This window comes from Klebsiella sp. K-Nf6 (genome assembly GCF_002806655.1).
GTDB classification, from domain to species: domain Bacteria; phylum Pseudomonadota; class Gammaproteobacteria; order Enterobacterales; family Enterobacteriaceae; genus Klebsiella; species Klebsiella variicola.
In genome coordinates, this window is record NZ_PIBN01000003.1 from 56,708 (window position 1) to 79,714 (window position 23,007).

Annotated in this window: 21 protein-coding genes; 8 read left to right on the top strand and 13 right to left on the bottom strand. The window is 58.2% G+C overall.

The features are described from left to right. The first annotated feature begins 181 nt into the window (after nucleotides 1-181). Nucleotides 182-1,384, top strand: a complete 1,203-nt coding sequence (gene gltS / locus CWM61_RS06670; protein ID WP_074386941.1) for a sodium/glutamate symporter — start codon at nucleotides 182-184, stop codon at nucleotides 1,382-1,384. Between the two features lie 114 nt (nucleotides 1,385-1,498). On the opposite strand, the gene glpK is transcribed toward gltS, so the two are convergent. Then, the gene (glpK, locus tag CWM61_RS06675) at nucleotides 1,499-3,010 is read right to left on the bottom strand and encodes a glycerol kinase GlpK (protein ID WP_061152933.1); all 1,512 of its coding nucleotides are present in this window, start codon (nucleotides 3,008-3,010) and stop codon (nucleotides 1,499-1,501) included. 21 nt (nucleotides 3,011-3,031) lie between these two features. Further along, nucleotides 3,032-3,883 (bottom strand): MIP/aquaporin family protein, encoded by an 852-nt coding sequence (locus CWM61_RS06680; RefSeq protein ID WP_012967047.1) that lies wholly within the window; start codon nucleotides 3,881-3,883, stop codon nucleotides 3,032-3,034. Between the two features lie 442 nt (nucleotides 3,884-4,325). Between CWM61_RS06680 and zapB the strand changes: the two genes are divergently transcribed. The 4 genes from zapB to CWM61_RS06700 all read left to right on the top strand — a co-directional run bounded on the left by zapB (nucleotide 4,326) and on the right by CWM61_RS06700 (nucleotide 8,014). Next, nucleotides 4,326-4,571: a septal ring assembly protein ZapB gene (gene zapB, locus CWM61_RS06685; RefSeq protein ID WP_008806812.1), complete on the top strand. Its 246-nt coding sequence runs from the start codon at nucleotides 4,326-4,328 to the stop codon at nucleotides 4,569-4,571. A gap of 151 nt (nucleotides 4,572-4,722) precedes the next feature. After that, the gene (locus tag CWM61_RS06690; protein ID WP_061152934.1) at nucleotides 4,723-5,712 is read left to right on the top strand and encodes a sulfate ABC transporter substrate-binding protein; all 990 of its coding nucleotides are present in this window, start codon (nucleotides 4,723-4,725) and stop codon (nucleotides 5,710-5,712) included. Between the two features lie 168 nt (nucleotides 5,713-5,880). Next, nucleotides 5,881-6,645 (top strand): CDP-diacylglycerol diphosphatase, encoded by a 765-nt coding sequence (locus CWM61_RS06695; protein ID WP_074386942.1) that lies wholly within the window; start codon nucleotides 5,881-5,883, stop codon nucleotides 6,643-6,645. A 64-nt stretch (nucleotides 6,646-6,709) separates the two neighbouring features. Further along, the gene (locus CWM61_RS06700; RefSeq protein ID WP_012540294.1) at nucleotides 6,710-8,014 is read left to right on the top strand and encodes an SLC13 family permease; all 1,305 of its coding nucleotides are present in this window, start codon (nucleotides 6,710-6,712) and stop codon (nucleotides 8,012-8,014) included. A gap of 92 nt (nucleotides 8,015-8,106) precedes the next feature. On the opposite strand, the gene tpiA is transcribed toward CWM61_RS06700, so the two are convergent. Further along, entirely contained in the window at nucleotides 8,107-8,874 is a 768-nt protein-coding gene (gene tpiA / locus CWM61_RS06705) for a triose-phosphate isomerase (protein ID WP_002922909.1), read from the bottom strand. Between the two features lie 109 nt (nucleotides 8,875-8,983). Further along, the gene (locus CWM61_RS06710) at nucleotides 8,984-9,583 is read right to left on the bottom strand and encodes a YiiQ family protein (RefSeq protein ID WP_100630959.1); all 600 of its coding nucleotides are present in this window, start codon (nucleotides 9,581-9,583) and stop codon (nucleotides 8,984-8,986) included. A 112-nt stretch (nucleotides 9,584-9,695) separates the two neighbouring features. On the opposite strand from CWM61_RS06710, the gene CWM61_RS06715 reads away from it, so the two are divergent. After that, nucleotides 9,696-10,124, top strand: a complete 429-nt coding sequence (locus CWM61_RS06715) for a DUF805 domain-containing protein (RefSeq protein WP_004173894.1) — start codon at nucleotides 9,696-9,698, stop codon at nucleotides 10,122-10,124. Here the strand turns inward: CWM61_RS06715 and fpr are convergent, their stop codons facing one another. The 7 genes from fpr to gmk form a co-directional block, all read right to left on the bottom strand. Continuing rightward, nucleotides 10,125-10,871, bottom strand: a complete 747-nt coding sequence (gene fpr, locus CWM61_RS06720; RefSeq protein ID WP_004173895.1) for a ferredoxin--NADP(+) reductase — start codon at nucleotides 10,869-10,871, stop codon at nucleotides 10,125-10,127. A gap of 150 nt (nucleotides 10,872-11,021) precedes the next feature. Beyond that, entirely contained in the window at nucleotides 11,022-12,032 is a 1,011-nt protein-coding gene (gene glpX, locus CWM61_RS06725; RefSeq protein WP_002922903.1) for a class II fructose-bisphosphatase, read from the bottom strand. A gap of 50 nt (nucleotides 12,033-12,082) precedes the next feature. Further along, on the bottom strand, nucleotides 12,083-14,164 hold the full coding sequence (recG, locus tag CWM61_RS06730) for an ATP-dependent DNA helicase RecG (RefSeq protein ID WP_012540296.1): 2,082 nt from the start codon (nucleotides 14,162-14,164) through the stop codon (nucleotides 12,083-12,085). Between the two features lie 5 nt (nucleotides 14,165-14,169). Then, complete coding sequence (gene trmH, locus CWM61_RS06735; RefSeq protein WP_100630960.1) at nucleotides 14,170-14,859, bottom strand: tRNA (guanosine(18)-2'-O)-methyltransferase TrmH; 690 nt, start codon at nucleotides 14,857-14,859, stop codon at nucleotides 14,170-14,172. A 4-nt stretch (nucleotides 14,860-14,863) separates the two neighbouring features. After that, entirely contained in the window at nucleotides 14,864-16,984 is a 2,121-nt protein-coding gene (gene spoT, locus CWM61_RS06740; protein WP_074386944.1) for a bifunctional GTP diphosphokinase/guanosine-3',5'-bis pyrophosphate 3'-pyrophosphohydrolase, read from the bottom strand. A gap of 18 nt (nucleotides 16,985-17,002) precedes the next feature. After that, nucleotides 17,003-17,278: a DNA-directed RNA polymerase subunit omega gene (gene rpoZ / locus CWM61_RS06745; RefSeq protein WP_000135058.1), complete on the bottom strand. Its 276-nt coding sequence runs from the start codon at nucleotides 17,276-17,278 to the stop codon at nucleotides 17,003-17,005. Nucleotides 17,279-17,332: 54 nt separating this feature from the next. After that, nucleotides 17,333-17,956, bottom strand: coding sequence for a guanylate kinase (gene gmk / locus CWM61_RS06750; RefSeq protein ID WP_002922664.1), 624 nt, complete (start codon nucleotides 17,954-17,956; stop codon nucleotides 17,333-17,335). A gap of 258 nt (nucleotides 17,957-18,214) precedes the next feature. Between gmk and ligB the strand changes: the two genes are divergently transcribed. Then, nucleotides 18,215-19,891, top strand: coding sequence for an NAD-dependent DNA ligase LigB (gene ligB / locus CWM61_RS06760; RefSeq protein ID WP_100630961.1), 1,677 nt, complete (start codon nucleotides 18,215-18,217; stop codon nucleotides 19,889-19,891). Between the two features lie 5 nt (nucleotides 19,892-19,896). On the opposite strand, the gene CWM61_RS06765 is transcribed toward ligB, so the two are convergent. Then, nucleotides 19,897-20,514, bottom strand: coding sequence for a trimeric intracellular cation channel family protein (locus CWM61_RS06765; protein ID WP_012540300.1), 618 nt, complete (start codon nucleotides 20,512-20,514; stop codon nucleotides 19,897-19,899). Between the two features lie 274 nt (nucleotides 20,515-20,788). Here CWM61_RS06765 and CWM61_RS06770 point away from each other — a divergent pair, with 274 nt between their 5' ends. Next, nucleotides 20,789-22,048, top strand: a complete 1,260-nt coding sequence (locus tag CWM61_RS06770) for a chloride channel protein (protein ID WP_100630962.1) — start codon at nucleotides 20,789-20,791, stop codon at nucleotides 22,046-22,048. A gap of 50 nt (nucleotides 22,049-22,098) precedes the next feature. Here the strand turns inward: CWM61_RS06770 and CWM61_RS06775 are convergent, their stop codons facing one another. Next, nucleotides 22,099-22,962, bottom strand: coding sequence for a YicC/YloC family endoribonuclease (locus CWM61_RS06775; RefSeq protein WP_100630963.1), 864 nt, complete (start codon nucleotides 22,960-22,962; stop codon nucleotides 22,099-22,101). Nucleotides 22,963-23,007 lie beyond the last annotated feature (45 nt).

The following is a 23,007-nucleotide window of genomic DNA, read 5'->3' on the forward strand; positions in this document are numbered from 1 at the left end:
GCAACGAGGTTATTAACATTTTGTATGCTAAATCGCATCATTGGTGATACAAAATATCTTTTTCTGTCATTTTTTCCGCCGTTCTGCGTAAAATCCCCCTCTGACTCCTCATGATGAGAAGCTAAAGACACCAGGAATATCGTCGCGTGTGAATGGATCATGCGCCCATAAGGAGCTTTTTATGTTTCACCTCGATACCTTATCGACGCTCGTTGCCGCAACGCTTGTGCTATTACTCGGCAGAAAACTCGTACAAACTGTTCCCTTCCTCAAGCAATACACCATCCCTGAACCTGTTGCCGGCGGTTTGTTGGTGGCGCTGGCGCTGCTGGTGCTGAAGAAAAGCATGGATATCGAAATTGATTTCGATATGAGTCTGAAAGACCCGCTCATGCTGGCGTTCTTTGCCACCATCGGTCTTAACGCCAACCTCGCCAGCCTGCGGGCTGGCGGCAAGGTGCTGGGCACTTTCCTGATTGTGGTGGTCGGTCTGCTGCTGCTGCAGAATGCCCTCGGTATCGGCATGGCGACGCTGCTGGGGCTGGATCCGCTGATGGGCCTGCTGGCCGGGTCGATTACCTTATCCGGCGGCCACGGCACCGGGGCGGCGTGGAGCAAGCTGTTCGTTGAACGCTACGGTTTTGCCAACGCCACCGAAGTGGCGATGGCCTGCGCGACTTTCGGCCTGGTGCTGGGCGGCCTGATCGGCGGCCCGGTGGCACGCTATCTGGTGAAGCACTCTTCCTCTCCGGACGGCACACCGGACGATCAGGTGGCGCCAACCGCCTTTGAAAAACCGGACGTGGGGCGGGTGATCACCTCGCTGGTACTGATCGAAAGTATCGCCCTGATTGCCATCTGTCTGACGGTAGGCAAGGTGGTTGCGCAACTGCTGGCGGGCAGCGTCTTCGAGCTGCCGACTTTCGTCTGCGTGCTGTTTATCGGTGTGATCCTTAGCAACAGCCTGGCGCTGGCGGGGTTGTATCGGGTGTTCGATAGGGCGGTATCGGTGCTGGGCAACGTCAGCCTGTCGCTGTTCCTCGCCATGGCCCTGATGAGCCTCAAGCTGTGGGAACTGGCCTCGCTGGCGCTGCCGATGATTATTATCCTGGCGGTGCAATCGCTGGCGATGGCGCTGTATGCGGTGTTCGTCACCTATCGGATGATGGGTAAGAATTACGATGCCGCGGTGCTGGCGGCGGGCCACTGTGGCTTCGGTCTGGGCGCAACGCCGACGGCGATTGCCAATATGCAGGCGATTACCGACCGCTTTGGTCCATCGCATATGGCCTTCCTGGTGGTGCCGATGGTGGGGGCGTTCTTTATCGATATCGTCAACGCGCTGGTGATTAAGCTGTACCTGCTGCTGCCGATGTTTGGCTGATAAATAACCCGGAGGCGGTGCTGCGCACCTGTCCGGGCTACAAGATCGTGCTGTTTGGGGTTTTGTAGCCCGGCTAAGGCGTTTACGCCGCAAGCCGGGAATACCTCCACAATCTTACGCTTCGTCGTGCTCTTCCCACGCTAACGCGCGTTTCACCGCTTTCTTCCAGCCGCTGTAGCGGAAGTTGCGCTCGGTGGTTTCAATACCCGGGCGGAACTCGCGCTCAATGACCGCTTTTTCCTGCAGCTCATCCAGATTTTGCCAGAAGCCCACCGCCAGACCCGCCAGATAGGCCGCGCCCAGCGCCGTCACTTCGCGTACTTCCGGCCGCTCCACGCGGGTGCCGAGGATATCGGACTGGAACTGCATCAGGAAGTTGTTGGCCACCGCGCCACCGTCCACGCGCAGGGCGTGCAGACGAATACCGGAGTCAGCCTGCATCGCCTCCAGCACATCGCGGGTCTGATAGGCGATGGACTCCAGCGTCGCACGGATAATGTGGTTCGAGTTTACGCCGCGGGTGAGGCCGAAAATCGCGCCGCGGGCATACGGGTCCCAGTATGGTGCGCCAAGACCAGTGAACGCGGGTACCACGTATACGCCGTTGGTATCCTTCACTTTGGTGGCGAAGTACTCGGAGTCGAACGCATCGCTGATGAGCTTCATCTCGTCACGCAGCCACTGAATAGACGCGCCGGCCATAAACACCGCACCTTCCAGGGCATAGTTCACCTCGCCGCGCGGGCCGCAGGCAATGGTAGTCAGCAGGCCATGCGTTGAGGCTACCGCTTTTTCACCGGTGTTCATCAGCATAAAGCAGCCGGTGCCATAGGTGTTTTTCGCCATCCCTTCTTTGACGCACAGCTGGCCGAACAGGGCCGCCTGCTGGTCACCGGCGATCCCGGCGATAGGGATACGGGTCCCACCTTTACCACCGATGTTGGTCTGGCCGTACACTTCGGATGACTTACGCACTTCCGGCAGCATCGCGCGCGGAATGTCCAGCGCGTCGAGCATTTTGTCGTCCCAGTCCAGCTCGTGGATGTTGAACAGCATGGTACGTGAGGCGTTGGTGTAGTCGGTAACGTGCACGCGGCCCTGGGTCATCTTCCAGATAAGCCAAGTGTCAACGGTGCCGAACAGCAGCTCGCCGCGTTTCGCACGTTCACGGGAACCTTCGACATGGTCGAGGATCCATTTCACTTTGGTGCCGGAGAAGTAGGGGTCCACCACCAGGCCTGTGGCCTTGCGGATATACTCTTCCATCCCGTCACGCTTGAGCTGCTCGCAGATCTCCGCGGTACGGCGGCACTGCCAGACGATGGCGTTGTAGATGGGCTTACCGGTCTCACGCTCCCATACGATGGCGGTTTCACGCTGGTTAGTGATGCCGATGGCGGCAATTTCGTCGGAGTTGATGTCAGCTTTCGCCAGCACTTCTACCAGCGTAGAGCTTTGCGAAGCCCAAATCTCCATCGGGTCGTGCTCAACCCAGCCTGGCTTAGGATAAATTTGTTCAAATTCTCGCTGGGAGACGCTGACGATATTGGCATCATGATCCATCACAACGGCCCGGGAGCTGGTAGTGCCCTGGTCAAGCGCAACGATATATTTTTTGTCGGTCATAGTCGGTGTCCCGTAGTCAGATTACAGCGAAGCTTTATGTTGAGTGGTCGAAGAGGAAGGGCTCTGTTGCTCTTCGTCCACGCAGGTGTCGCAAGGCAGATGGCGGCCAATCAGCTTACGATAGCTGAACGCGCCCAGTGCCGCGCCGACCACCGGTGCGCACAGCGGCACCAGGAAATAAGGAATATCTTTGCCGCCGGTGAAGGCGACGTCACCCCAGCCAGCCAGCCAGGCGAAGGCTTTCGGGCCGATATCACGCGCCGGGTTCATGGCGAAACCGGTCAGCGGTCCCATGGAGGCGCCAATCACCGCAATCAGCAGGCCGATCAGCAGCGGAGCAAGCGGACCGCGCGGTACGCCATTGCCATCGTCGGTCAGCGCCAGGATGACGCCCATCAGGATAGCGGTAATCACCATCTCTACCGCGAAGGCCTGCACAAAATTGATATGCGGGTTCGGATAGGTGGAGAAGATGCCGGCCAGATCGAGGCTTTCTACGCTGCCGCGGACCATATGGTGGGTGGTTTCATAATCGAGGAAAAGATTGTAATAAAGCCCGTAAACTAATGCCGCAGCGCAAAAGGCGCCAGCGAATTGCGAAATAATAAAAGGGACCACTTTGCGGCCATCGAAGCAGGCGAACAGCCAGAGTGCGATAGTTACCGCAGGGTTAAGGTGCGCACCGGAGACCCCAGCGGTCAGGTAGATCGCCATGGCGACGCCCAGACCCCAGATGATGCTGATTTCCCATTGCCCGAAGCTGGCTCCCGCGACCTTGAGCGCAGCCACGCACCCAACGCCGAAAAAGATCAACAACCCGGTACCGAGGAACTCTGCGATGCACTGGCCTTTTAAGGTTGATGTTTGGCTCATAATCGAATCCTGAAGCGTGGTGATGATTATTGTATGTAGGGTGGTCACAGACGACCATATTGCCATGTAGGCATAGTGTTAATTTATCGTTAACGAGCAAAAACGAGAAATATCGAACTTCAAATGTGTGTACCACGTCAAGAAAATGAGCGTTTTCGCGCCATCCGCGCGCATTGAGACCGGTGCCGGAGCGTTTCACCTCGCATTTTGTTAACCATAAAATTAACAATGACCCATGAAGTACGAGCGAACTGCGCTGAAAGCACCAGGTAAAGGCTGAAAAGTGTTGCAAACCGCAATCTGCGCGGCTTGCCGCTGGACAGGGGCGGCGGGGATTCATACAATCGACGATAACACCGCTAAGTGCGCTAATTTTCGTTAAGGCGGGACCGCGTATACGAAACACGAGTTTCTATCAACGCCTTGCAAGTTCAGGAGAGGTATGACGATGTCATTAGAAGTGTTTGAGAAATTAGAATCTAAAGTTCAGCAGGCGATTGATACCATCACTCTGTTGCAGATGGAAATCGAAGAGCTGAAAGAAAAGAACAACACCCTGGTTCAGGAAGTTCAGAGCGCGCAGCACGGTCGTGAAGAGCTGGAGCGCGAAAACAGCCAGCTGAAAGAGCAACAGCAGGGCTGGCAGGATCGCCTGCAGGCGCTGCTGGGCCGCATGGAAGAAGTCTAATCGCTTCGCGCCCTCTCCCGTCCGGGAGGGGGCTATCCTTACTCATTTCTTTATATCCACAAGTTATAGCCAATCTTTTTTTATTCTTTAATCATTGAATCGCTTTCTGGCACGCTTAACCCATCACAACACACATAAAGAGAGCGGTGCGATGAATAAGTGGGGCGTAGGGTTAACTCTGTTGCTGGCATCCGCCAGCGTTCTGGCAAAAGACATTCAACTATTAAACGTATCTTATGATCCGACGCGCGAGCTGTACGAACAGTACAATAAAGCGTTTAGCGCGCACTGGAAGCAGGAAACCGGCGATAACGTGGTGATTCGCCAGTCGCACGGTGGCTCTGGCAAACAGGCGACCTCGGTGATTAACGGTATTGAAGCGGATGTGGTCACGCTGGCGCTGGCCTACGACGTAGACGCCATTGCTGAACGCGGCCGTATCGATAAAAACTGGCTGAAACGCCTGCCGGATAACTCCGCACCGTATACCTCAACCATCGTGTTCCTCGTCCGCAAGGGCAACCCGAAACAGATCCATGACTGGAACGACCTGATCAAACCGGGCGTGTCGGTCATTACCCCGAACCCGAAAAGCTCCGGTGGCGCCCGCTGGAACTACCTGGCTGCCTGGGGCTATGCCCTGCATCAGAATCACGGCGACCAGGCCAAAGCCCAGGAATTCGTCAAAGCACTGTATAAAAACGTTGAAGTGCTGGACTCCGGCGCGCGCGGTTCGACCAATACCTTCGTAGAACGCGGCATCGGCGACGTACTGATCGCCTGGGAAAACGAAGCGCTGCTGGCGACCAACGAACTGGGCAAAGACAAGTTTGAAATCGTGACCCCGAGTGAGTCGATTCTGGCTGAGCCGACCGTCTCTGTGGTCGATAAAGTGGTGGATAAGAAAGGCACGCGCCAGGTGGCGGAAGCGTACCTGAAGTATCTCTACTCACCGGAAGGCCAGGAGATTGCGGCGAAGAATTTCTACCGTCCTCGCGATCCTGATGTCGCGAAAAAATACGCCAATGAGTTCCCGAAACTGAAGCTGTTTACCATCGATCAGGAGTTTGGTGGTTGGACGAAAGCGCAGAAAGAGCACTTCTCTAACGGCGGCACCTTCGACCAGATTAGCCAGCGTTAATCCTCTTGGCCCTGCTTGCGCTACGCTTAGCAGGGCTACAGTTCTGCGCCGTGCATATCCCGGGTAAGGCGTCAGCCGCTACCCGGGATAACTCCCCGCCCACCATCTGTTTTCATTTAGTCATCAAATTACGTTACTCTTCCGCTTCAGGCTTAACAGGGAACGATAATGAGAAGAGTAAGATATTTTTTGCTGGCGCTGCTGGTGGCGATCCTCGCGGCACTGGCGGGCGGCTACTACTGGCTGTACTCCGGCAACCCGGACGCATTACGCAAGATTGTTCTGCAGCAGTGCGTACCCCATCAGCAACAGCAGCAAAACCCGTCGCCGTGTGCGGAAGTGAACCTCAAGGGCGGCTACGTGCTGTTTAAAGACCGCAATGGCCCGCTGCAATATCTGCTGATGCCGACCTACCGCATTAACGGCACCGAAAGCCCGCTGCTGCTGGATCCGCTGACGCCGAACTTCTTCTGGCAGGCCTGGCAGGGACGAGAAATCATGAGTCAGCGTCACGGCGCGCCAGTTCCTGATAACGCGGTATCGCTGGCGATCAACTCGCGCAGCGGACGCACGCAAAACCATTTCCATATTCATATATCCTGCCTGCGCCCCGATGTACGCGCGCAGTTAGATAAGGATGCGGCCGCGGTCAGCAGCCGCTGGCTGCCGCTGCCGGGCGGGCTTCAGGGTCATGAATACCTGGCGCGCCGGGTGACGGAGGCCGAACTGGCCCAGCGCAGCCCGTTCCTGATGCTGGCGGAAGAGGTGCCGGAGGCGCGTGAACATATGGGACGCTTCGCGCTGGCGATGGCACAGCAGAGCGACGGCTCGCTGGTGCTGCTGGCGACGGAGCGTAACCTGCTGACCCTGAACCGGGCTTCAGCGGAAGAAATTCAGGATCATCGCTGCGCCATTCTTAACGCAAGCCACTAGTTCTGGCGTTTACCTGTCTTACCTGTCGTCGTATTCTTGCTGAAAAAAACGACAGGAGACAGGCATGTCGCTCTGGCTTACCCACCCGCTGTTCCTTCCTTCATTGATTGTCGGCGTCACCATTGTGCTCTGGGCGACGTCGCTGCTGCCGGAATTTATCACCGCGCTGCTGTTCTTCGCAGCGGCGATGATGGCGAAAATCGCTCCACCGGAGGTGATCTTCGGCGGCTTTGCCTCTTCGGCGTTCTGGCTGGTGTTCAGCGGCTTTGTGCTCGGCATCGCGATCCGTAAAACCGGGCTGGCGGACCGGGCGGCGCAGGCGCTGTCTGCGCGGCTCACTGACTCCTGGCCGCGGATGGTCGGCAGCGTGGTGTTGCTGAGCTACGCGCTGGCGTTTGTCATGCCTTCCAACATGGGACGTATCGCGCTGCTGATGCCGATCGTGGCGGCGATGGCCCGCCGCGCGGGCATTGTCGATGGCAGCCGCGGCTGGTTCGGCCTGGCGCTGGCGGTGGGGTTCGGCACCTTTCAGCTTTCGGCGACGATTTTGCCCGCTAACGTGCCAAATCTGGTGATGAGCGGCGCGGCGGAAGGCTCGTACGGTATCCATCTGAATTATGTTCCCTATTTACTGCTGCATACGCCGGTGCTTGGCTGGCTGAAAGGGGCGGTGCTGGTGGCGCTGATCTGCTGGCTGTTTCCCGGCAAGCCGCATCCACCGCGTGACCTGGCGCCGCTGCCGCCGATGAGCCGCGACGAGAAACGTCTGGCGTGGCTGCTGGCGGTCGTCCTCACGCTATGGGTGACGGAGAGCTGGCACGGCGTCGGCCCGGCGTGGACCGGCCTGGCGGCGGCAGTGGTCACGCTGCTGCCGCGGGTGGGCTTTATCAACGGTGAGGAGTTTGCCAGCGGGGTGAATATGCGTACCTGTATTTACGTCGCCGGGATTCTGGGACTGGCGATCGCCGTTACTCAAACCGGAATTGGCGGCGCGGTGGGCAATGCGCTGCTGCAGGTGATGCCGCTGGATAAAGACAATCCGTTCACCAGCTTCCTCGCCCTGACCGGGATAACCAGCGCGCTGAACTTTATTATGACCGCCAACGGCGTGCCGGCGCTGTATACCACTTTTGCGCAGAGCTTTGCCGACGCGACCGGCTTTCCGCTGCTCAGCGTGATCATGATTCAGGTGCTGGGTTATTCCACGCCGCTGCTGCCCTATCAGGCGTCGCCGATCGTGGTGGCGATGGGGTTAGGCAAGGTCCCGGCGAGGGCGGGGATGCAACTGTGTCTGGCGCTGGCGGCGGTGAGTTATCTGATTTTACTACCGCTGGACTACGCGTGGTATCAGCTGTTGGGGAAACTGTAACGGCAAAAGAAAGCCCGGCTTGCGCTGTGCTAAGCCGGGCTCCCACGTTTTGTCAGTCACCCCGGTCGCGTTTCGCTACCGGGAAAAGCGAATTACGCTTTTTTCGCTGCTTCTGCTGCTTTAACGATCACCGCGAAAGCGTCAGCTTTCAGGGAGGCGCCGCCAACCAGCGCGCCGTCGATGTCCGGCTGGGTGAACAGCTCTGCTGCGTTGCCAGCGTTAACGGAACCACCGTACTGGATGATCACTTGCTCAGCGATTTTCGCGTCAGCTTTAGCAATGTGGTCACGGATGAATTTGTGCACCGCCTGAGCCTGAGCCGGGGTCGCGGATTTGCCGGTACCGATAGCCCATACCGGTTCGTAAGCGATAACCACGCCTTCGAAAGCGGCAGCGCCCTGCGTTTTCAGCACGGCGTCGATCTGACGTGCGCAAACTTCTTCGGTTTTGCCCGCTTCGTTTTCGGCTTCGGTTTCACCGATGCACAGTACCGGGGTCAGACCCTGCTCTTTCAGCACAGCGAATTTCTTCGCGATCAGCTCGTCGGATTCTTTGTGGTAGGTACGGCGCTCGGAGTGGCCGATGATGATGTACTGTGCGCCGATATCTTTCAGCATTTCAGCGGAGGTTTCGCCGGTGAAAGCGCCAGACAGGTTCACGTCAACGTTCTGCGCGCCCAGGTGAATGTGGCTGCCTTCTGCCGCACGTTTAGCCAGGTCCAGATACATTTCCGGCGGGGCGATGGCAACTGCACAGCCGCTTACGCCAGCCAGCTCGGTACGCAGGTTCGCAACCAGTTCGTTTACCATGTGGCGGCTGCCGTTCAGTTTCCAGTTACCCATCACTAAAGGATGTCGCATTTTAATTCTCCACGCTACTTAAGCGAATTAAGGAATATAGCCGCCCCAGAGGGCAGCATGGTCTGTGAAACAGTATAGAGACTCGTCACTGGAAAGGCTTTGCTTTTTGTCATTTATTGTTGCCTTCCAGCGTTTCAGATAACGCCAGCTTAATCGGTTCAATGGCGAAGGTCAGACCCTTTTCGCCATGATCTGCCACCACATAGCGTACAGCGCCTTCGGTATCGGCAAAGTAGCGTTTGCCCTTGCCGGCGGTCAGCAGTTTCTGCAGCTTTTGCTGGCTTTGCGCCGGGCTAAGGGTGGGGACAAAGGCGCGGATCATGGCGCTCATATACTCCAGCGCTTTGGCTTTCGCCGCCTTTTGCTCCGGCCCCTGGATCGGCAGCCAGGTGATCTGCATGGATTTGATCTTCAGCGTGCCGCGCTCCAGCGCGGTCGAGGCATAGAGATTTTCGTTAATTTTGCTGGCGGCGCGGGTCAGGTTAGCCTGATCCCGGCTGGTGGCGATGGAACGGAATTCGTTCAGGGGCAGCTTCGGGTTATCGGCGTTAAATTTTTCCCGGAACTGGCTGATCGACAGGTCAAAACTCGGTGCGCCAGAGAGCAGGTAGGGCGCCGCTGTCGCCGATTCGCTTTCTGCGGACAACGCGTGCGGGCTGACGGTCAGGCCCATCAGCCCACTTAAACACAAGATTGTCCACTTCTTCATGCCCGTCGTTCCTTTTTTTGCCTGCTGACGATTAAATCGGGAAGCGCGGCGCTTGTCAAAAAGTCACGACGCCAGGGTAAACTACGCAGACGATGATGATAAGGAAAAACGCATGACCCTACAGCAGTGGTTATTCTCAATTAAAGGGCGCATTGGCCGCCGCGATTTCTGGATCTGGATTGCCATCTGGCTGGTGACCATGAGCGCCCTGTTTACCCTGGCAGGCAGCAATCTGCTCAACCTGCAGACGGCAGCGTTTATTATCGTCTGCCTGCTGTGGCCGACGGCGGCGGTGGTGGTGAAACGGCTGCACGATCGCGGCAAATCCGGGCTGTGGGCGCTGCTGATGATTCTGGCGTGGATGCTGCTGGCGGGGAACTGGGCGATGCTGCCGCAGGTCTGGCAGTGGGGCGTCGGGCGCTTTGTGCCGACGCTGATTATCGTCATGATGTTGATCGACCTGGGGGCGTTTGTCGGCACCCAGGGCGAGAATAAGTTCGGCAAAGAGACCCAGGACGTACGCTGGAAAGCGGACGCCTGATTACCAGTAGTGCTCTGCCGTCATATGGCCTGGCCGGCGACGCAGATGCTTGGTCATCTGCCGGGTCTCTTTTAACAGCTGTTGGGTATCGCGCACCATTTGCGGGTTGCCGCACAGCATGACGTGGCTGGTGTCGGTGGTCATCGGCAGGCCAACCGCCTCTTCCAGCGCGCCGGTTTCAATCAGGAACGGCACCCGGCCGGTCAGCGAGCCTTCCACGGTTTCGCGGCTGACCACCGTCTGGATGCGTAATTTACCGGCGTAGCGCTGCTCAAGCTCGCGCATCAGAGGCAGATAGCTCAGGTCCGCGGCGTAGCGGACGGCGTGGACCAGCACCAGGTTGTTAAAGCGTTCAAGATCTTTGCCTTCCTGCAAAATTGACAGGTACGGCCCGAGGGCAGTGCCGGTCGCCAGCATCCACAGGGTATCGCAATCCGGTACCTCCTCGAGGACGAAGAAACCTGCCGCTTCACTCACCACCAGGACTTCATCGCCCGGCTTCAGCGCCGCCAGACGCGGGCTCAGCTTGCCTTCCGGGACGGTGACCAGATAGAACTCGAGATCGGGATTGCCGGGGGCATTGACGTAGGAGTAGGCGCGCTGCACGCGTTCTCCGTCGATTTCCAGTCCGAGCTTGGTAAACTGCCCGGCGGTAAACGGATGAACAGGCGCCCGCACGTATAAACTGAACAAGGCATCCGTCCAGTACTCCACTTTTGTCACTTTGCCGCTAACCCAGTCCGCCATCGTCTTCTCCTGTTGCCAAGCGATGCCTTATCTTCGGTCCAGACGAGTAAGATTTCCACCCCGAAGGCACAAGAAAGCTCTATTGATCAAATATAAACGAAGAACAGGGCAACCGCCTGCGGACGGTTGCCTGGGAGAGAAAAAGCGGTATTACAGGATGTGCTGCTGGATGTCCGGATCTTTACGGTCGAGGTAATGAATCGACTGAATACGACGGATAGTGCGCGACTTGCCGCGGATCAGTAGCGTCTCGGTGGTGGCCATGTTGCCCTTGCGGGTGATGCCGTCCAGCAGATCGCCTTTGGTGATCCCGGTGGCGGAGAAGACGACGTTATCGCTGCGCGCCATTTCATCCAGACGCAGCACCTTGCCGGCTTCAATGCCCATGGTTTTGCAGCGCGCCAGCTCGTTTTCACCGATGCGGCGGTTCTCTTCGTTATCGCCCTTCACGTGGTGGCGAGCCAGTAGACGCCCCTGCATATCACCGTCGAGGGCGCGGATCACCGCGGCGGAAACCACCCCTTCCGGCGCGCCGCCGATGCCGTACAGTACGTCGACTTCGCTATCCGGCATGCAGGTGAGAATAGAGGCCGCGACGTCGCCATCGGGAATCGCGAATACACGCACGCCCAGCTGCTGCAGCTGGGCAATGACCGCGTCGTGGCGCGGTTTCGCCAGCACGGTGACGGTCAGCTCGCCCAGCGGCTTGTTCAGGGCGCGGGCGATATTGTGCAGGTTCTCTTCCAGCGGCAGATTGAGATCGATGGCGCCTTTAGCACCTGGGCCGACGATCAGCTTTTCCATATACATATCCGGCGCGTTGAGGAAGCAGCCCTTATCGCCGACCGCCATCACCGCCAGGGCGTTGGCCTGGCCCATCGCCGTCATGCGGGTGCCTTCGATGGGATCGACAGCGATATCTACCGCATCGCCCTTGCCGGTACCCACTTTTTCGCCGATATAGAGCATCGGCGCTTCATCGATTTCGCCCTCGCCGATGACGATGGTGCCGTCGATATTGACGAGGTTAAGCATAATGCGCATGGCGTTAACCGCTGCGCCGTCGGCGGTATTCTTATCGCCGCGGCCCAGCCATTTATAGCCCGCCAGCGCGGCGGCTTCGGTGACACGCGAAAATTCGATGGCCAGTTCTCGTTTCATAATCCACTCGTTGTGTAGAAAAATTGCCCGCAGCGCGGCAAAAGCGCGCGCTACGCGTTGGAATAGCGTTCGGTTTCCGGCATCCAGCGCTCGATAAGCGCCTGGGCCTGCAGCGGATAGCGTTCATGAATATGGCGAGCAATGCGTTGAACGTCGGGGATCATCGCCTGATCGCGCAGCAAGTCCGCCACTTTAAATTCGGCGTTGCCAGTCTGGCGGGTGCCGAGCAGCTCGCCGGGACCGCGGATTTCGAGGTCTTTCTGGGCGATGACGAAACCGTCGTTGCTGTCGCGCAGGACCTGCAGGCGTTTCTGAGCCGTTTTGGAGAGCGGCGATTTATAGAGTAGCACGCAGTGGGAAGCGACCGCGCCGCGCCCGACGCGCCCTCTGAGCTGGTGCAGCTGCGCCAGACCCAGACGTTCCGGGTTTTCGATAATCATCAGGCTTGAGTTAGGCACGTCAACACCGACTTCAATCACCGTGGTGGCCACCAGCAGATGCATCTCGCCCTGCTTGAAGGCCTGCATTACCGCCTGCTTCTCGGCCGGTTTCATCCGCCCGTGGACGAGGCCGATATTCAGTTCCGGCAGCGCCAGTTTGAGCTCTTCCCAGGTCGCTTCCGCCGCCTGGGCTTCCAGCAGATCGGACTCTTCAATTAGCGTACAAACCCAATAGGCCTGGCGCCCTTCGTGGGTGCAGGCGTTGCGTACGCGGTCGATAATATCGCTGCGCCGGGTGTCCGGGATGGCGACGGTAGTCACCGGGGTTCGGCCCGGCGGCAGCTCGTCGATAATCGAGGTGTCCAGATCGGCGTAGGCGGTCATCGCCAGGGTGCGGGGGATAGGCGTGGCGGTCATGATCAGCTGATGCGGGTGGAACCCCTGCTGCTGACCTTTTTCCCACAGCGCCAGCCGCTGATGCACGCCGAAGCGGTGCTGTTCGTCGATAATCACCAGCGCCAGGCCGTTAAACTGCACCTGCTCCTGGAAGATGGCGTGAGTGCCGACAATCATCTGCACTTCGCCGCTGGCGATAGCCTCCTGCTGCGCCTGACGGGCTTTGCCTTTCTGTTTGCCCGCCAGCCAGCCGACTTCTATGCCCAGCGGTTCAAACCAGCTGCGGAAGTTATTGGCGTGCTGTTCGGCAAGTAGTTCGGTGGGCGCCATCAGCGCCACCTGTTTGCCGTGGGCGATAGCGCGCACGGCGGCCAGCGCGGCGACCAGCGTTTTACCGGAGCCAACATCGCCCTGCACCAGGCGCATCATCGGCACGTCCAGCGCCATATCGTGTTCGATCTCGGCGGTAACCCGCGCCTGCGCGCCGGTGGGCTTAAAGGGCAGGGAGGCCAGCAGCTGGTTTTTCAGGGTATCGTTGGCGCCGAGCGGCAGGGCGTGATAGCGCTGGGCGCCTGCCCGCAGCGCCAGCATGCTGAGGTTATGCGCCAGCAGCTCTTCCAGAATCAGACGCTGCTGCGCCGGGTGCTTGCCGCTTTCCAGCTCGCTAAGTTGCAAGGAGGGAGGCGGACGGTGCAGCGTACGCAGCGCCTCCGGCAGGCTCATCATCCCCTGCGCCAGCTCCGGTGGCAGGAGTTCGCTAATCGCGCAGGTTTCCAGGAGCTCAAGCGCCTGGTCGGTGAGCTTGCGCAGGGTCGCCTGCTTGATGCCTTCGGTGGTCGGATAGACCGGAGTTAACGTTTCCTGCAGCTCCGGGGTGCTCATATCGCCCTGGACGCGGTATTCCGGGTGGATCATCTCGGCGCCGTACTTCCCGCGTTTGGCTTCACCGTAGGCCAGCACCCGACGACCGGTCGCGAGGCTGTTTTTCATCGCCGCGTTGAAGTTGAAAAAGCGCATGGTGAGGATGCCGGTGCCGTCGCTGATCTGGCAGGTCATCATCCGCCGGCCGCCGAAGGTGATATTGCTGTTGAGCACTTCGCCTTCTACGGTGGCATAAACCCCGGGAAGCAGCTCGGCTATCGGGTAAAGATGGGTGCGATCTTCGTAACGCAGTGGCAGGTGCAGCAGCAGGTCCTGAACCGTATGCAGGCCTATTTTCGCCAGTTTGCTGCTCTGTGCTGCGCCCACACCGGTGAGTGAACTGAGCGGAACGGCATCGAGCAGGCGGCCTGACATCGGATTTACCTCGTTGCCTGCATGTTCGCCCACCACGCGGCATCGGCTTCCACTTCGCCCTGCTCGTTGACGTGGGGGTAAGGCAGACCTTTTTGCCTGGCGACGCGGGCCAGCACCGGATAACCGCCTTCGAACAGCAGTCGCTGCTGCTCTTCCGGCGGCAGCATGCTGTTAGCGCGTTGGTACATCCCGGCGTTTTGCCGCTGGCGCTGCGCCTCGTAGAGGATCAACGCCGAGGCAACGGAGACGTTCAGCGACTGTACCATGCCGATCATTGGGATAATGATGTCCTGGTCTGCCAGCGCCAGCGCTTCCTGAGTGATGCCGGTTTTCTCCTGGCCCATCAGGATGCAGGTTGGGCGCGTATAGTCGATTTCACGAAAATCGATGGCTTTGTCGGAAAGGTGAGTGGCGAGAATTTGCATGCCCTGGCCTTTCAGGTGGCCGACGGCATCTGCGATGGTGCGGTGGGTTTTCACCTGCACCCAGCTGTTGCTGCCCGCGGCGGCGGAGGCCATGGTACGCATCCGGCTGCTTGGCCAGACGGCATGCACTTCGTGTACGCCAACGGCATCTGCGGTCCGAATGACCGCAGAGACGTTATGAGGCTTATGGACCTGCTCCATACAGACCGTCATGTCAGGCTGACGCCTGGCGAGCATCTCGCAGATACGCTCGTAGCGCTTTGAGTTCATAAAGCTAGTTTCGGTTACGGGTGACTTTAATCACGTCCGGCATGACGCGGATTTTGCGCATGATATTCGCCAGATGCACGCGGTCGCGCGCGGTCAGGCGGATAAAGGCGCTGTATACGCGGCCATCTTTCTCTTCCGTATTCAGGCTCTGGATATTGGAAGACGCGGTGTTGATCGCCGCCGTCAGGTTAGCCAGCGCGCCCTGATGGTTAAACATGTCCACCTTGATTTCGGTGATGAACTCCTGAGCGGTCTCTTTATCCCACTCAACCGCCATAAATTTCTCCGGCTCTTTCTGATAGCCGCGAATGTTACGACAGGATTCATGGTGGATAACCAGCCCCTTACCCGGGCTGACGTGGGCGATGATCGGGTCACCAGGAATCGGACGACAGCACTTGGCGAAGGTAATCAGCACGCCATCGGCGCCTTTGATCGGCAGATGTCCGTGGTTCGAGGCGTTAGCCGGTACCGGTGCGGCAGAGGCTTCGCCCTGCTGCAGATTTTTGGCGACCACGACGCTCATGGCATTGCCCAGACCGATTTCCGCCAGCAGATCGTCAAGCGAGGCCAGCTTCATGCGGTCAAGTTCGCGCTGGATATTTTCCGGCGGGATCTCGGCGAGTTTGCGGCTACCGCCCAGTGCGTGATTGAGGAGACGACGGCCAAGGCTGACCGAATCGTCGCGCTTAAGGTTTTTCAGCAGCTGACGGATCTTGGCGCGCGCTTTCGAGCTGACGACAAAGTTCAGCCAGGCGGCATTCGGGCGTGCGCCCGGCGCGGTGATAATTTCGACAGTCTGGCCGCTGGAGAGCGGCTGCGACAACGGATAAGGCTGGCGGTCGACGCGTGCGCCAACGCAGGCATGGCCGATATCAGTATGCACCGCGTAGGCGAAGTCCACCGGCGTGGCGCCAGCGGGCAGTTCGACAATGCGACCTTCCGGGGTGAAAACGTAAATCTCATCCGGGAACAGATCGGATTTTACGCTCTCGATAAATTCAAACGAGCTACCGGCGCTCTGCTGCAGCTCCAGCAGGCTTTGCATCCAGCGCTGAGCGCGGATTTGCGCGGTGGTGCTGCTTTCGCCGCCGTGCTCTTTATAAGCCCAGTGCGCCGCAACCCCCATCTCCGCCATCTGGTCCATGTCTTCGGTACGAATTTGTACCTCAACCGGGACGCCGTGGGGGCCGATCATCGAGGTGTGCAAAGACTGATAGCCGTTCGCTTTCGGAATGGCAATGTAGTCTTTGAAACGACCTGGACGCGGTTTGTAGAGGCTGTGCATCTGGCCGAGCACGCGGTAGCAGACATCGGCATCATGGACGATGACGCGGAAGGCGTAGATATCCATGATCGAGTGAAAACGCTGCTCTTTGAGCACCATTTTGCAGTAGATGGAGTACAGATGCTTTTCGCGACCGCTGACGCGGCAGGGGATGCCCGCTTCCTGCAACCGTCCTTCGATTTCGGAGAGGATCTTTTGGATCATCTCTTTACGGTTGCCGCGCGCCGCTTTGACCACCTCTTTAATGACGCGGTAGCGGTTAGGGTACAGCGCTTCAAAGCCCAGCTCTTCGAGCTCGGTCTTGATGTGATGGATACCTAAACGGTGCGCCAGCGGGCTGTAAATTTCCAGCGTTTCGCGGGCGATGCGGCGGCGTTTATCCGGGCGTAACGAGCCCAGAGTACGCATGTTGTGGGTGCGGTCGGCAAGCTTGATGAGGATGACGCGGATGTCCTGCACCATCGCCATGATCATTTTGCGAAAGTTTTCGGCCTGCGCCTCTTTCTTATCGCGAAACTTGAGCTTATCAAGTTTCGACACCCCCTCTACCAGTTCGGCAACGCTTTTACCAAAAAGCTGTTCCATGTCCTGGTAGGTGGCGGGGGTATCTTCAATCACATCATGCAGCAGCGCGGCCATCAGCGTTTCATAGTCGAGCTTCATCTCGGCCAGAATGCAGGCTACCGCGACAGGGTGCGTGATATAGGGTTCACCGCTTGAACGTGTCTGACCCTCGTGAGCGTCACGTGCAACGAGATACGCCTGCCGAAGGCGCTTGATTTGCTCTTCCGGCAGGTAGTTTTGAATCAGCTGATTCAGGCTTTCAAACAGATACAAGGGCGACCCGCTGTGTGATTAACGACGACCTTCAGCAATCGCGGTAACGGCTTGTAATTCAGCGGCTTCCTGCTCTTGCTGTTCCTGGCGCTCACGTACGTCGAGGATCTGGTTGTTGATCAGACCTTCTTCGATTTCGCGCAGTGCGATAACGGTAGTTTTATCGTTTTCTTCCGGTACCAGCGGATCCTTTCCGCCTACCTGCATCTGACGAGCGCGACGCGCGGCGACCAGTACCAGGTCAAAACGGTTACCAATTTTCTCTACAGCGTCCTGAACAGTTACGCGTGCCATACTTAAAATGCTCCACAGGTGAAGAAATGACTGGGCATGATACTGAATGTGGGTTCAGTCTGCCAATAGTTTGGTGATTAAAGCGCCATGTCGCTGCTTTTGGCGGCTCATGCGCAGACGTTCAGCGCGGATGATATTTTTCAGGTCGCTCAGGGCGGTGTCAAAATCATCGTTCACAATCAGGTAATCATATTCCGCGTAATGGCTCATTTCCGCAACGGCCTGGGCCATCCGTTTCGCGATTACCTCTTCGCTGTCCTGGCCGCGGCCGCGCAGGCGACGGTCCAGTTCATCTTTTGACGGCGGCAGAATAAAAATGCTGCGTGCGCCGGGCATGCTTTTACGGATCTGCTGCGCACCTTGCCAGTCGATATCGAGGAAGACATCGACGCCGGTCGCCAGCACCTGCTCGATCGCTTTACGCGACGTGCCGTAATAGTTGCCAAAGACCTCTGCATGTTCCAGAAACGCGTTTTCGCCAATCATCGAGCGGAATTCGTCGTGATTCACGAAGAAATAGTGTTCGCCGTGCACTTCACCCGGACGCGGCGCCCGCGTGGTATGGGAAACCGATACCTGGGTGTCATACAACGGTTGGGTTTTTAATAAAGCCTGAATCAGGCTGGATTTACCCGCGCCGCTAGGGGCGGAAACAATATAAAGCGTGCCTTGAGCCATGAGTGTCTTTTGTATGTGGTTATCGAAAGAGGTCCTACATACGAGCCTATTATACACGTCGCCGCGGCGTGACGCAGTCATTGTCACACTTTTTGCCGCGGTTTCTTTCATTTTGCCTGCCGTTTTCCTGAATTCGCCAGCCGTTGCTGCAATGAGGCGTAAATCCTGGAAGGCGCTTCGCAAGGCGAAAAAGTACCCGTCGCGGTTCGCGGTGTTCTACAGCAGACTCTCCGCCAGGTGACGAAGGAGAGGAATGCTATGCGAAAAGGAGGGTGGTGGCTGGCGATGGGGATGTTCTCTGCCAGCGCGCTGGCGACGTGTCCGGACTGGCCGCCGGCCAAAGGAAGGCAGGAGATTTCACGCCTTCATCAGCAAATTGTCGCCTGGAAAGAGGCCTACTGGCGACAAGGCGCCAGTGAGGTAAGCGATGACGTTTATGACCAGCTCACTCTGCGGCTGGCGCAGTGGCGGCAATGTTTTCCGGACGAGACGCCTGAGGATGACGATCTGCCTCCGCCGACGGGCGATACGCGTCATCCGGTGGCGCATACCGGCGTGCGCAAACTGGCCGATGGCGCCAGCGTTGCCCGCTGGATGAAAAATAAAAACGACCTGTGGGTACAACCTAAAGTGGACGGTGTGGCGGTGACCCTGGTCTATCGCCAGGGGAGTTTGGTTCAGGCCATTAGCCGCGGCGATGGTCTGCGCGGTGAGGCATGGACCGCCCGAGCGCGGCAGATCCCGGCGCTGGTAAAAGTGACGACCGGAGAACTGGCCAACAGCGTGCTGCAGGGGGAGCTGTTTCTGCGCCGGGACGACCATGTTCAGCAGCAGGCTGGGGGGATGAACGCGCGGGCGAAAGTCGCCGGGTTGATGATGCGAGCCGACGCGGCGGCAGCGCTCGGTCAACTGGACGTTTTTATCTGGGCCTGGCCAGACGGCCCGTCGGATATGCGCCGTCGACAGCAGCTGCTGACGCAGGCGGGGTTTAAGTACAGCGGGCAATATACCCACCCGGTGACACGCGTCGAACAGGTAGCGCAATGGCGTCAGCGTTGGTATCGCTCGCCGCTTCCCTTCGTAAGTGATGGTGTGATTGTACGTGAAGGTCGTGAGCCTCCTGGGCGTGACTGGTCTCCCGGAAAGGGAGAGTGGCTGGCGGCCTGGAAGTATCCTCCGGCCTCGCAGGTGATGGAGGTACGGGCGATCCATTTCAGCACCGGCCGCAGCGGCAGGTTCAACGTCGTGGCCCAGCTTGAGCCCCAGCGGCTGGATGATAAACGCGTGCAGCGGGTTAATGTTGGCTCTGTGGCCCGCTGGCAGGCGCTGGATATTGGGGTTGGCGATCAGCTGCAGATCAGTCTGGCAGGGCAGGGTATTCCTCGGATCGACGCCGTCGTCTGGCGGACGGCCGAGCGCCATAAACCGACGCCGCCGCCGGCGAAATTCAATGCGCTAAGCTGCTATTTCGCCACCCCTGAGTGCAGCGAACAGTTTCTTTCCCGACTGAGCTGGCTGTCATCAAAGTCAGCGCTGGATGTCGATGGCGTGGGGGCAAATTTATGGCGCGCCATTCAGCAGCAAAACCCGATGACGCATATTTTTTCCTGGCTGGCGCTTACGGTGGAGCAGCTGCAGGCGGTGCCAGGGATCTCCGCCGCCCGCGGGCAGCACCTCTGGCATCAATTTGATCTCGTTCGCAAACGGCCTTTTATCCGCTGGGTGCTGGCGATGGGGCTCCCGGTGCCTCAGGGGGCGCTGGCGCAGCTCGAAAGCGAAAACTGGCATCTGCTGGCGGCAAAAAGTGAAGCGCAATGGCGCGCGCTGCCGGGCGTGGGGGAGATCAGAGCCCGCCAGCTGGTGGCCTTCCTGCACCATCCGGATGTGGTGGCGCTGGCGCAATGGCTCAGTGGGCAGCGCATCTCCGGGTTTTGAGGCGGTTAGTGGCTATCATGGGTGTAGTGGAAGACCGGTAGCCCCAGTTTCCAGCGCAGTGCCAGCATGCGGGCGGTAAAGCCGAACAGCAGCGTAGCCAGCACCACCACATCGTGGCTGCTGACGTAATGTTGCAGGGCAATATAGAGTACGGCTGCGGCAAACGAGATCCCGGCATAGAGCTCTTTCTGGAAGACCAGCGGAATGCGTTTGCAGAACATATCGCGCAGTACGCCGCCAAAAACGCCGGTAATGACCGCCGCGATAGAGGCGATGATCGGACCTTCGCCCATATCCAGGGCGATCTGCGCGCCGATGATGGAAAACACGATCAGTCCCAGCGCGTCCAGCACCAGAAACAGCCGACGAAGGTGCGGCATCACCGGAGCGGCAATGGTGGTAAGGACGGCGGCGACAGCGACAATAATGACATATTCCGGATGTTTCACCCAGCCGAGAGGATAATGTCCCAGCAGGATATCGCGAACGGAACCCCCGCCCAGCGCGGTCGCGGTGGCGATAATAATGACGCCAAACGTGTCCATCCGCCGGCGCCCGGCAGCCAGCGCGCCGGTCATGGCTTCAGCGGTAATACCGATTAAATACAGAACATGAAGCAGCATAGATCCCCCCAGGTAATGGCGGGCAGGTTAACGATTTGTGCGCAGGATCACGATTGAGATTTTCTAAAGCGAATCATTTACGCCAGGAAAAATTAATGACAATAGTGCCTGTGATGGCTTTGTTTAAAGGTTTGTTGATTTTGTATTAATTTTTATTGATTAGAAAAAGTAATGATAAATGGAAAGATAGGCATCTATATTGAAAACACTATGAATACCTAATGTTTAAGTCTCGACCTTTATTCTTTTATTTTTCTTCTTCAAGGCCTGAGAAATGAGTGTAGCCGCCGGGAATAAAAATTATCTGACTCGTCTGATAGCCGTGGTATTAACCGGGATTCTGGCTGGCCTGTCCGGCATGGTGCTGGCGCTGATTTTACATGCGATACAGCACCTGGCTTTTGGCTACAGTGCCGGGCAGATCGTCGGTTCGGTGTCATTTTTACAGGGCGTCACGGAGTCGTCCTGGCCACATCGCATCGCGGCAATCGTGGCTGGCGGCGTCGTCGCCGGATTTGGCTGGTGGCTGCTTGGTCGCTATGGGCAGAAGCGGGTTTCCATTGCGGCGGCGGTGGCCAACCCTTCCGCACCCATGCCTGCGGGCACCACAACGATCCATGCCCTGCTGCAGATCGTCACCGTGGCGCTGGGTTCCCCGCTTGGCCGCGAAGTGGCGCCCCGGGAAATGGGCGCGCTGGGGGCGGGGATGGTGGCGCGTAAGCTGGGCCTGCTGGAAGATGAAACCCGGACACTGATTGCCTGTGGGGCGGGCGCGGGTCTGGCGGCGGTGTATAACGTCCCGCTGGCAGGGGCGTTGTTCAGCCTTGAGGTCATGCTGCTGTCGTTTAGCTGGGAAAAAACGCTGGCGGCGATGGTCACCTCGGCGATTGCCGCCTGGACGGCCACCCTGGGGTTAGGGGATGAATCGCAATACCATTTTGTTTCCAGCGCACTCCCGTACACCTTTCTCTGGTGGGCGATTCTGGCGGGCCCGATTCTTGGCACCGGCGCCTGGCTTTTTCGCAAAGCGACCAGCGCGGCGCGTTCACGCGTCCGAAGTAACTGGCAGATGCCGGTGTTCTGTCTGCTGGGTTTTTCCCTTCTTGCCATTCTGAGCCTTTATTTCCCCGAGCTTCCGGGCAATGGCAAGGGACCAATGCAGCTGGCGCTCAGCGACGGGCTGCCTCTTTATACCGTCGCTATCCTGTTAGTGTTGAAGATGGTGGTGATCCTGGCGGTGCTGCGCGGCGGTGCGGAAGGCGGATTGTTAACCCCGGGGCTGGCGGTAGGCGGACTGGTCAGTCTGCTGCTCTGCGCACTCTGGCAGCTCGGCTTCCCTGGCGGAGATAAAAGCAGCTTCGCTCTGGTGGGGGCGGCCGCGTTTCTCGCCGCCTCCATGCAGATGCCGCTCACGGCGGTGGCGCTGGTGATGGAATTTACCCACATGGATCACAGCTATCTGGCCCCGATGCTGCTGTGCGCGGCAGGAGCGTTTTTAACCTGCAGGATCCTGGATAAAAAATATTTCTTCTGAAATAAATGAAAAAAAGGCCGGAAAACCGGCCTTTAGTAGTGTGCCTGAGCTTACTCGATATTCTGGATTTGCTCGCGCATTTGCTCGATCAGCACTTTCAGCTCAATCGCGGAGTTGGTGACCTCGGCGTTAATCGATTTTGACGCCAGGGTGTTCGACTCACGGTTGAACTCCTGCATCATAAAGTCGAGACGGCGACCCACAGCCTCTTTCTTTTTCAGAATGTTGTAGGTCTCTTTAACGTGCGCTTCGAGGCGGTCCAGCTCTTCGGCAACGTCGATACGCTGCGCCATCAGCACCAGTTCTTGCTCAAGACGGTTATTTTCCAGCTGCACTTCCGCGTCTTCCAGTTTGGCAACCAGACGCTCGCGCTGCCACTGAAGAATTTCCGGCATATGAGCGCGAACTTTCGCCACTTCGCCGCTCACGCCTTCAAGCCGCTGCTCGATAAGCGCTTTCAGGGCCTGGCCTTCCGTTTCGCGGGCGACGATGAAGTCGTCCAGCGCGCCGTCCAGGGCTGACAGAATGTCGGCTGCGATGGCGTCGAGATCCTGCTCTTTGGCAGCCATCACGCCCGGCCAGCGCAGGATATCAACCGGATTGATTTCCCCTTCATCGCTCTGCATTTTCACCCAGTTGGCAGCGTTGACCAGCTGCTTCGCCAGGTTTTCGTTGAGGATGAGTTCACCCTGCGCGCTGGGATCTTGTTCAAAACGCAGGGTGCATTCGACTTTACCGCGAGTCAGGCGGGCGCGAATGCGCTCGCGTACCACGGGCTCCAGACTACGGAACTGCTCCGGCAGGCGGAAGTACGTTTCCAGATAGCGCTGGTTTACCGAGCGCAGCTCCCATGCGGCGCTACCCCAGTCACCCTTGATTTCACGGCGGGCATAGGCGGTCATACTGCGGATCATAGACGTTCCTGTTTTCGTAATAATGAATGCAAGGATTATAGCTAT

What these genes read in the sequence shown, in the direction of transcription:
- CWM61_RS06710 (WP_100630959.1), bottom strand. Translation starts at nt 9,583, where the DNA reads ATGAAGAAGTGGACAATCTTGTGTTTAAGTGGGCTGATGGGCCTGACC.
- trmH (WP_100630960.1), bottom strand. Translation starts at nt 14,859, where the DNA reads ATGAACTCAAAGCGCTACGAGCGTATCTGCGAGATGCTCGCCAGGCGT.
- recG (WP_012540296.1), bottom strand. Translation starts at nt 14,164, where the DNA reads ATGTCAGGCCGCCTGCTCGATGCCGTTCCGCTCAGTTCACTCACCGGT.
- rpoZ (WP_000135058.1), bottom strand. Translation starts at nt 17,278, where the DNA reads ATGGCACGCGTAACTGTTCAGGACGCTGTAGAGAAAATTGGTAACCGT.
- gltS (WP_074386941.1), top strand. Translation starts at nt 182, where the DNA reads ATGTTTCACCTCGATACCTTATCGACGCTCGTTGCCGCAACGCTTGTG.
- CWM61_RS06715 (WP_004173894.1), top strand. Translation starts at nt 9,696, where the DNA reads ATGACCCTACAGCAGTGGTTATTCTCAATTAAAGGGCGCATTGGCCGC.
- CWM61_RS06700 (WP_012540294.1), top strand. Translation starts at nt 6,710, where the DNA reads ATGTCGCTCTGGCTTACCCACCCGCTGTTCCTTCCTTCATTGATTGTC.
- CWM61_RS06765 (WP_012540300.1), bottom strand. Translation starts at nt 20,514, where the DNA reads ATGCTGCTTCATGTTCTGTATTTAATCGGTATTACCGCTGAAGCCATG.
- CWM61_RS06680 (WP_012967047.1), bottom strand. Translation starts at nt 3,883, where the DNA reads ATGAGCCAAACATCAACCTTAAAAGGCCAGTGCATCGCAGAGTTCCTC.
- glpK (WP_061152933.1), bottom strand. Translation starts at nt 3,010, where the DNA reads ATGACCGACAAAAAATATATCGTTGCGCTTGACCAGGGCACTACCAGC.
- CWM61_RS06770 (WP_100630962.1), top strand. Translation starts at nt 20,789, where the DNA reads ATGAGTGTAGCCGCCGGGAATAAAAATTATCTGACTCGTCTGATAGCC.
- glpX (WP_002922903.1), bottom strand. Translation starts at nt 12,032, where the DNA reads ATGAAACGAGAACTGGCCATCGAATTTTCGCGTGTCACCGAAGCCGCC.
- ligB (WP_100630961.1), top strand. Translation starts at nt 18,215, where the DNA reads ATGCGAAAAGGAGGGTGGTGGCTGGCGATGGGGATGTTCTCTGCCAGC.
- gmk (WP_002922664.1), bottom strand. Translation starts at nt 17,956, where the DNA reads ATGGCTCAAGGCACGCTTTATATTGTTTCCGCCCCTAGCGGCGCGGGT.
- CWM61_RS06690 (WP_061152934.1), top strand. Translation starts at nt 4,723, where the DNA reads ATGAATAAGTGGGGCGTAGGGTTAACTCTGTTGCTGGCATCCGCCAGC.
- zapB (WP_008806812.1), top strand. Translation starts at nt 4,326, where the DNA reads ATGACGATGTCATTAGAAGTGTTTGAGAAATTAGAATCTAAAGTTCAG.
- CWM61_RS06775 (WP_100630963.1), bottom strand. Translation starts at nt 22,962, where the DNA reads ATGATCCGCAGTATGACCGCCTATGCCCGCCGTGAAATCAAGGGTGAC.
- fpr (WP_004173895.1), bottom strand. Translation starts at nt 10,871, where the DNA reads ATGGCGGACTGGGTTAGCGGCAAAGTGACAAAAGTGGAGTACTGGACG.
- CWM61_RS06695 (WP_074386942.1), top strand. Translation starts at nt 5,881, where the DNA reads ATGAGAAGAGTAAGATATTTTTTGCTGGCGCTGCTGGTGGCGATCCTC.
- tpiA (WP_002922909.1), bottom strand. Translation starts at nt 8,874, where the DNA reads ATGCGACATCCTTTAGTGATGGGTAACTGGAAACTGAACGGCAGCCGC.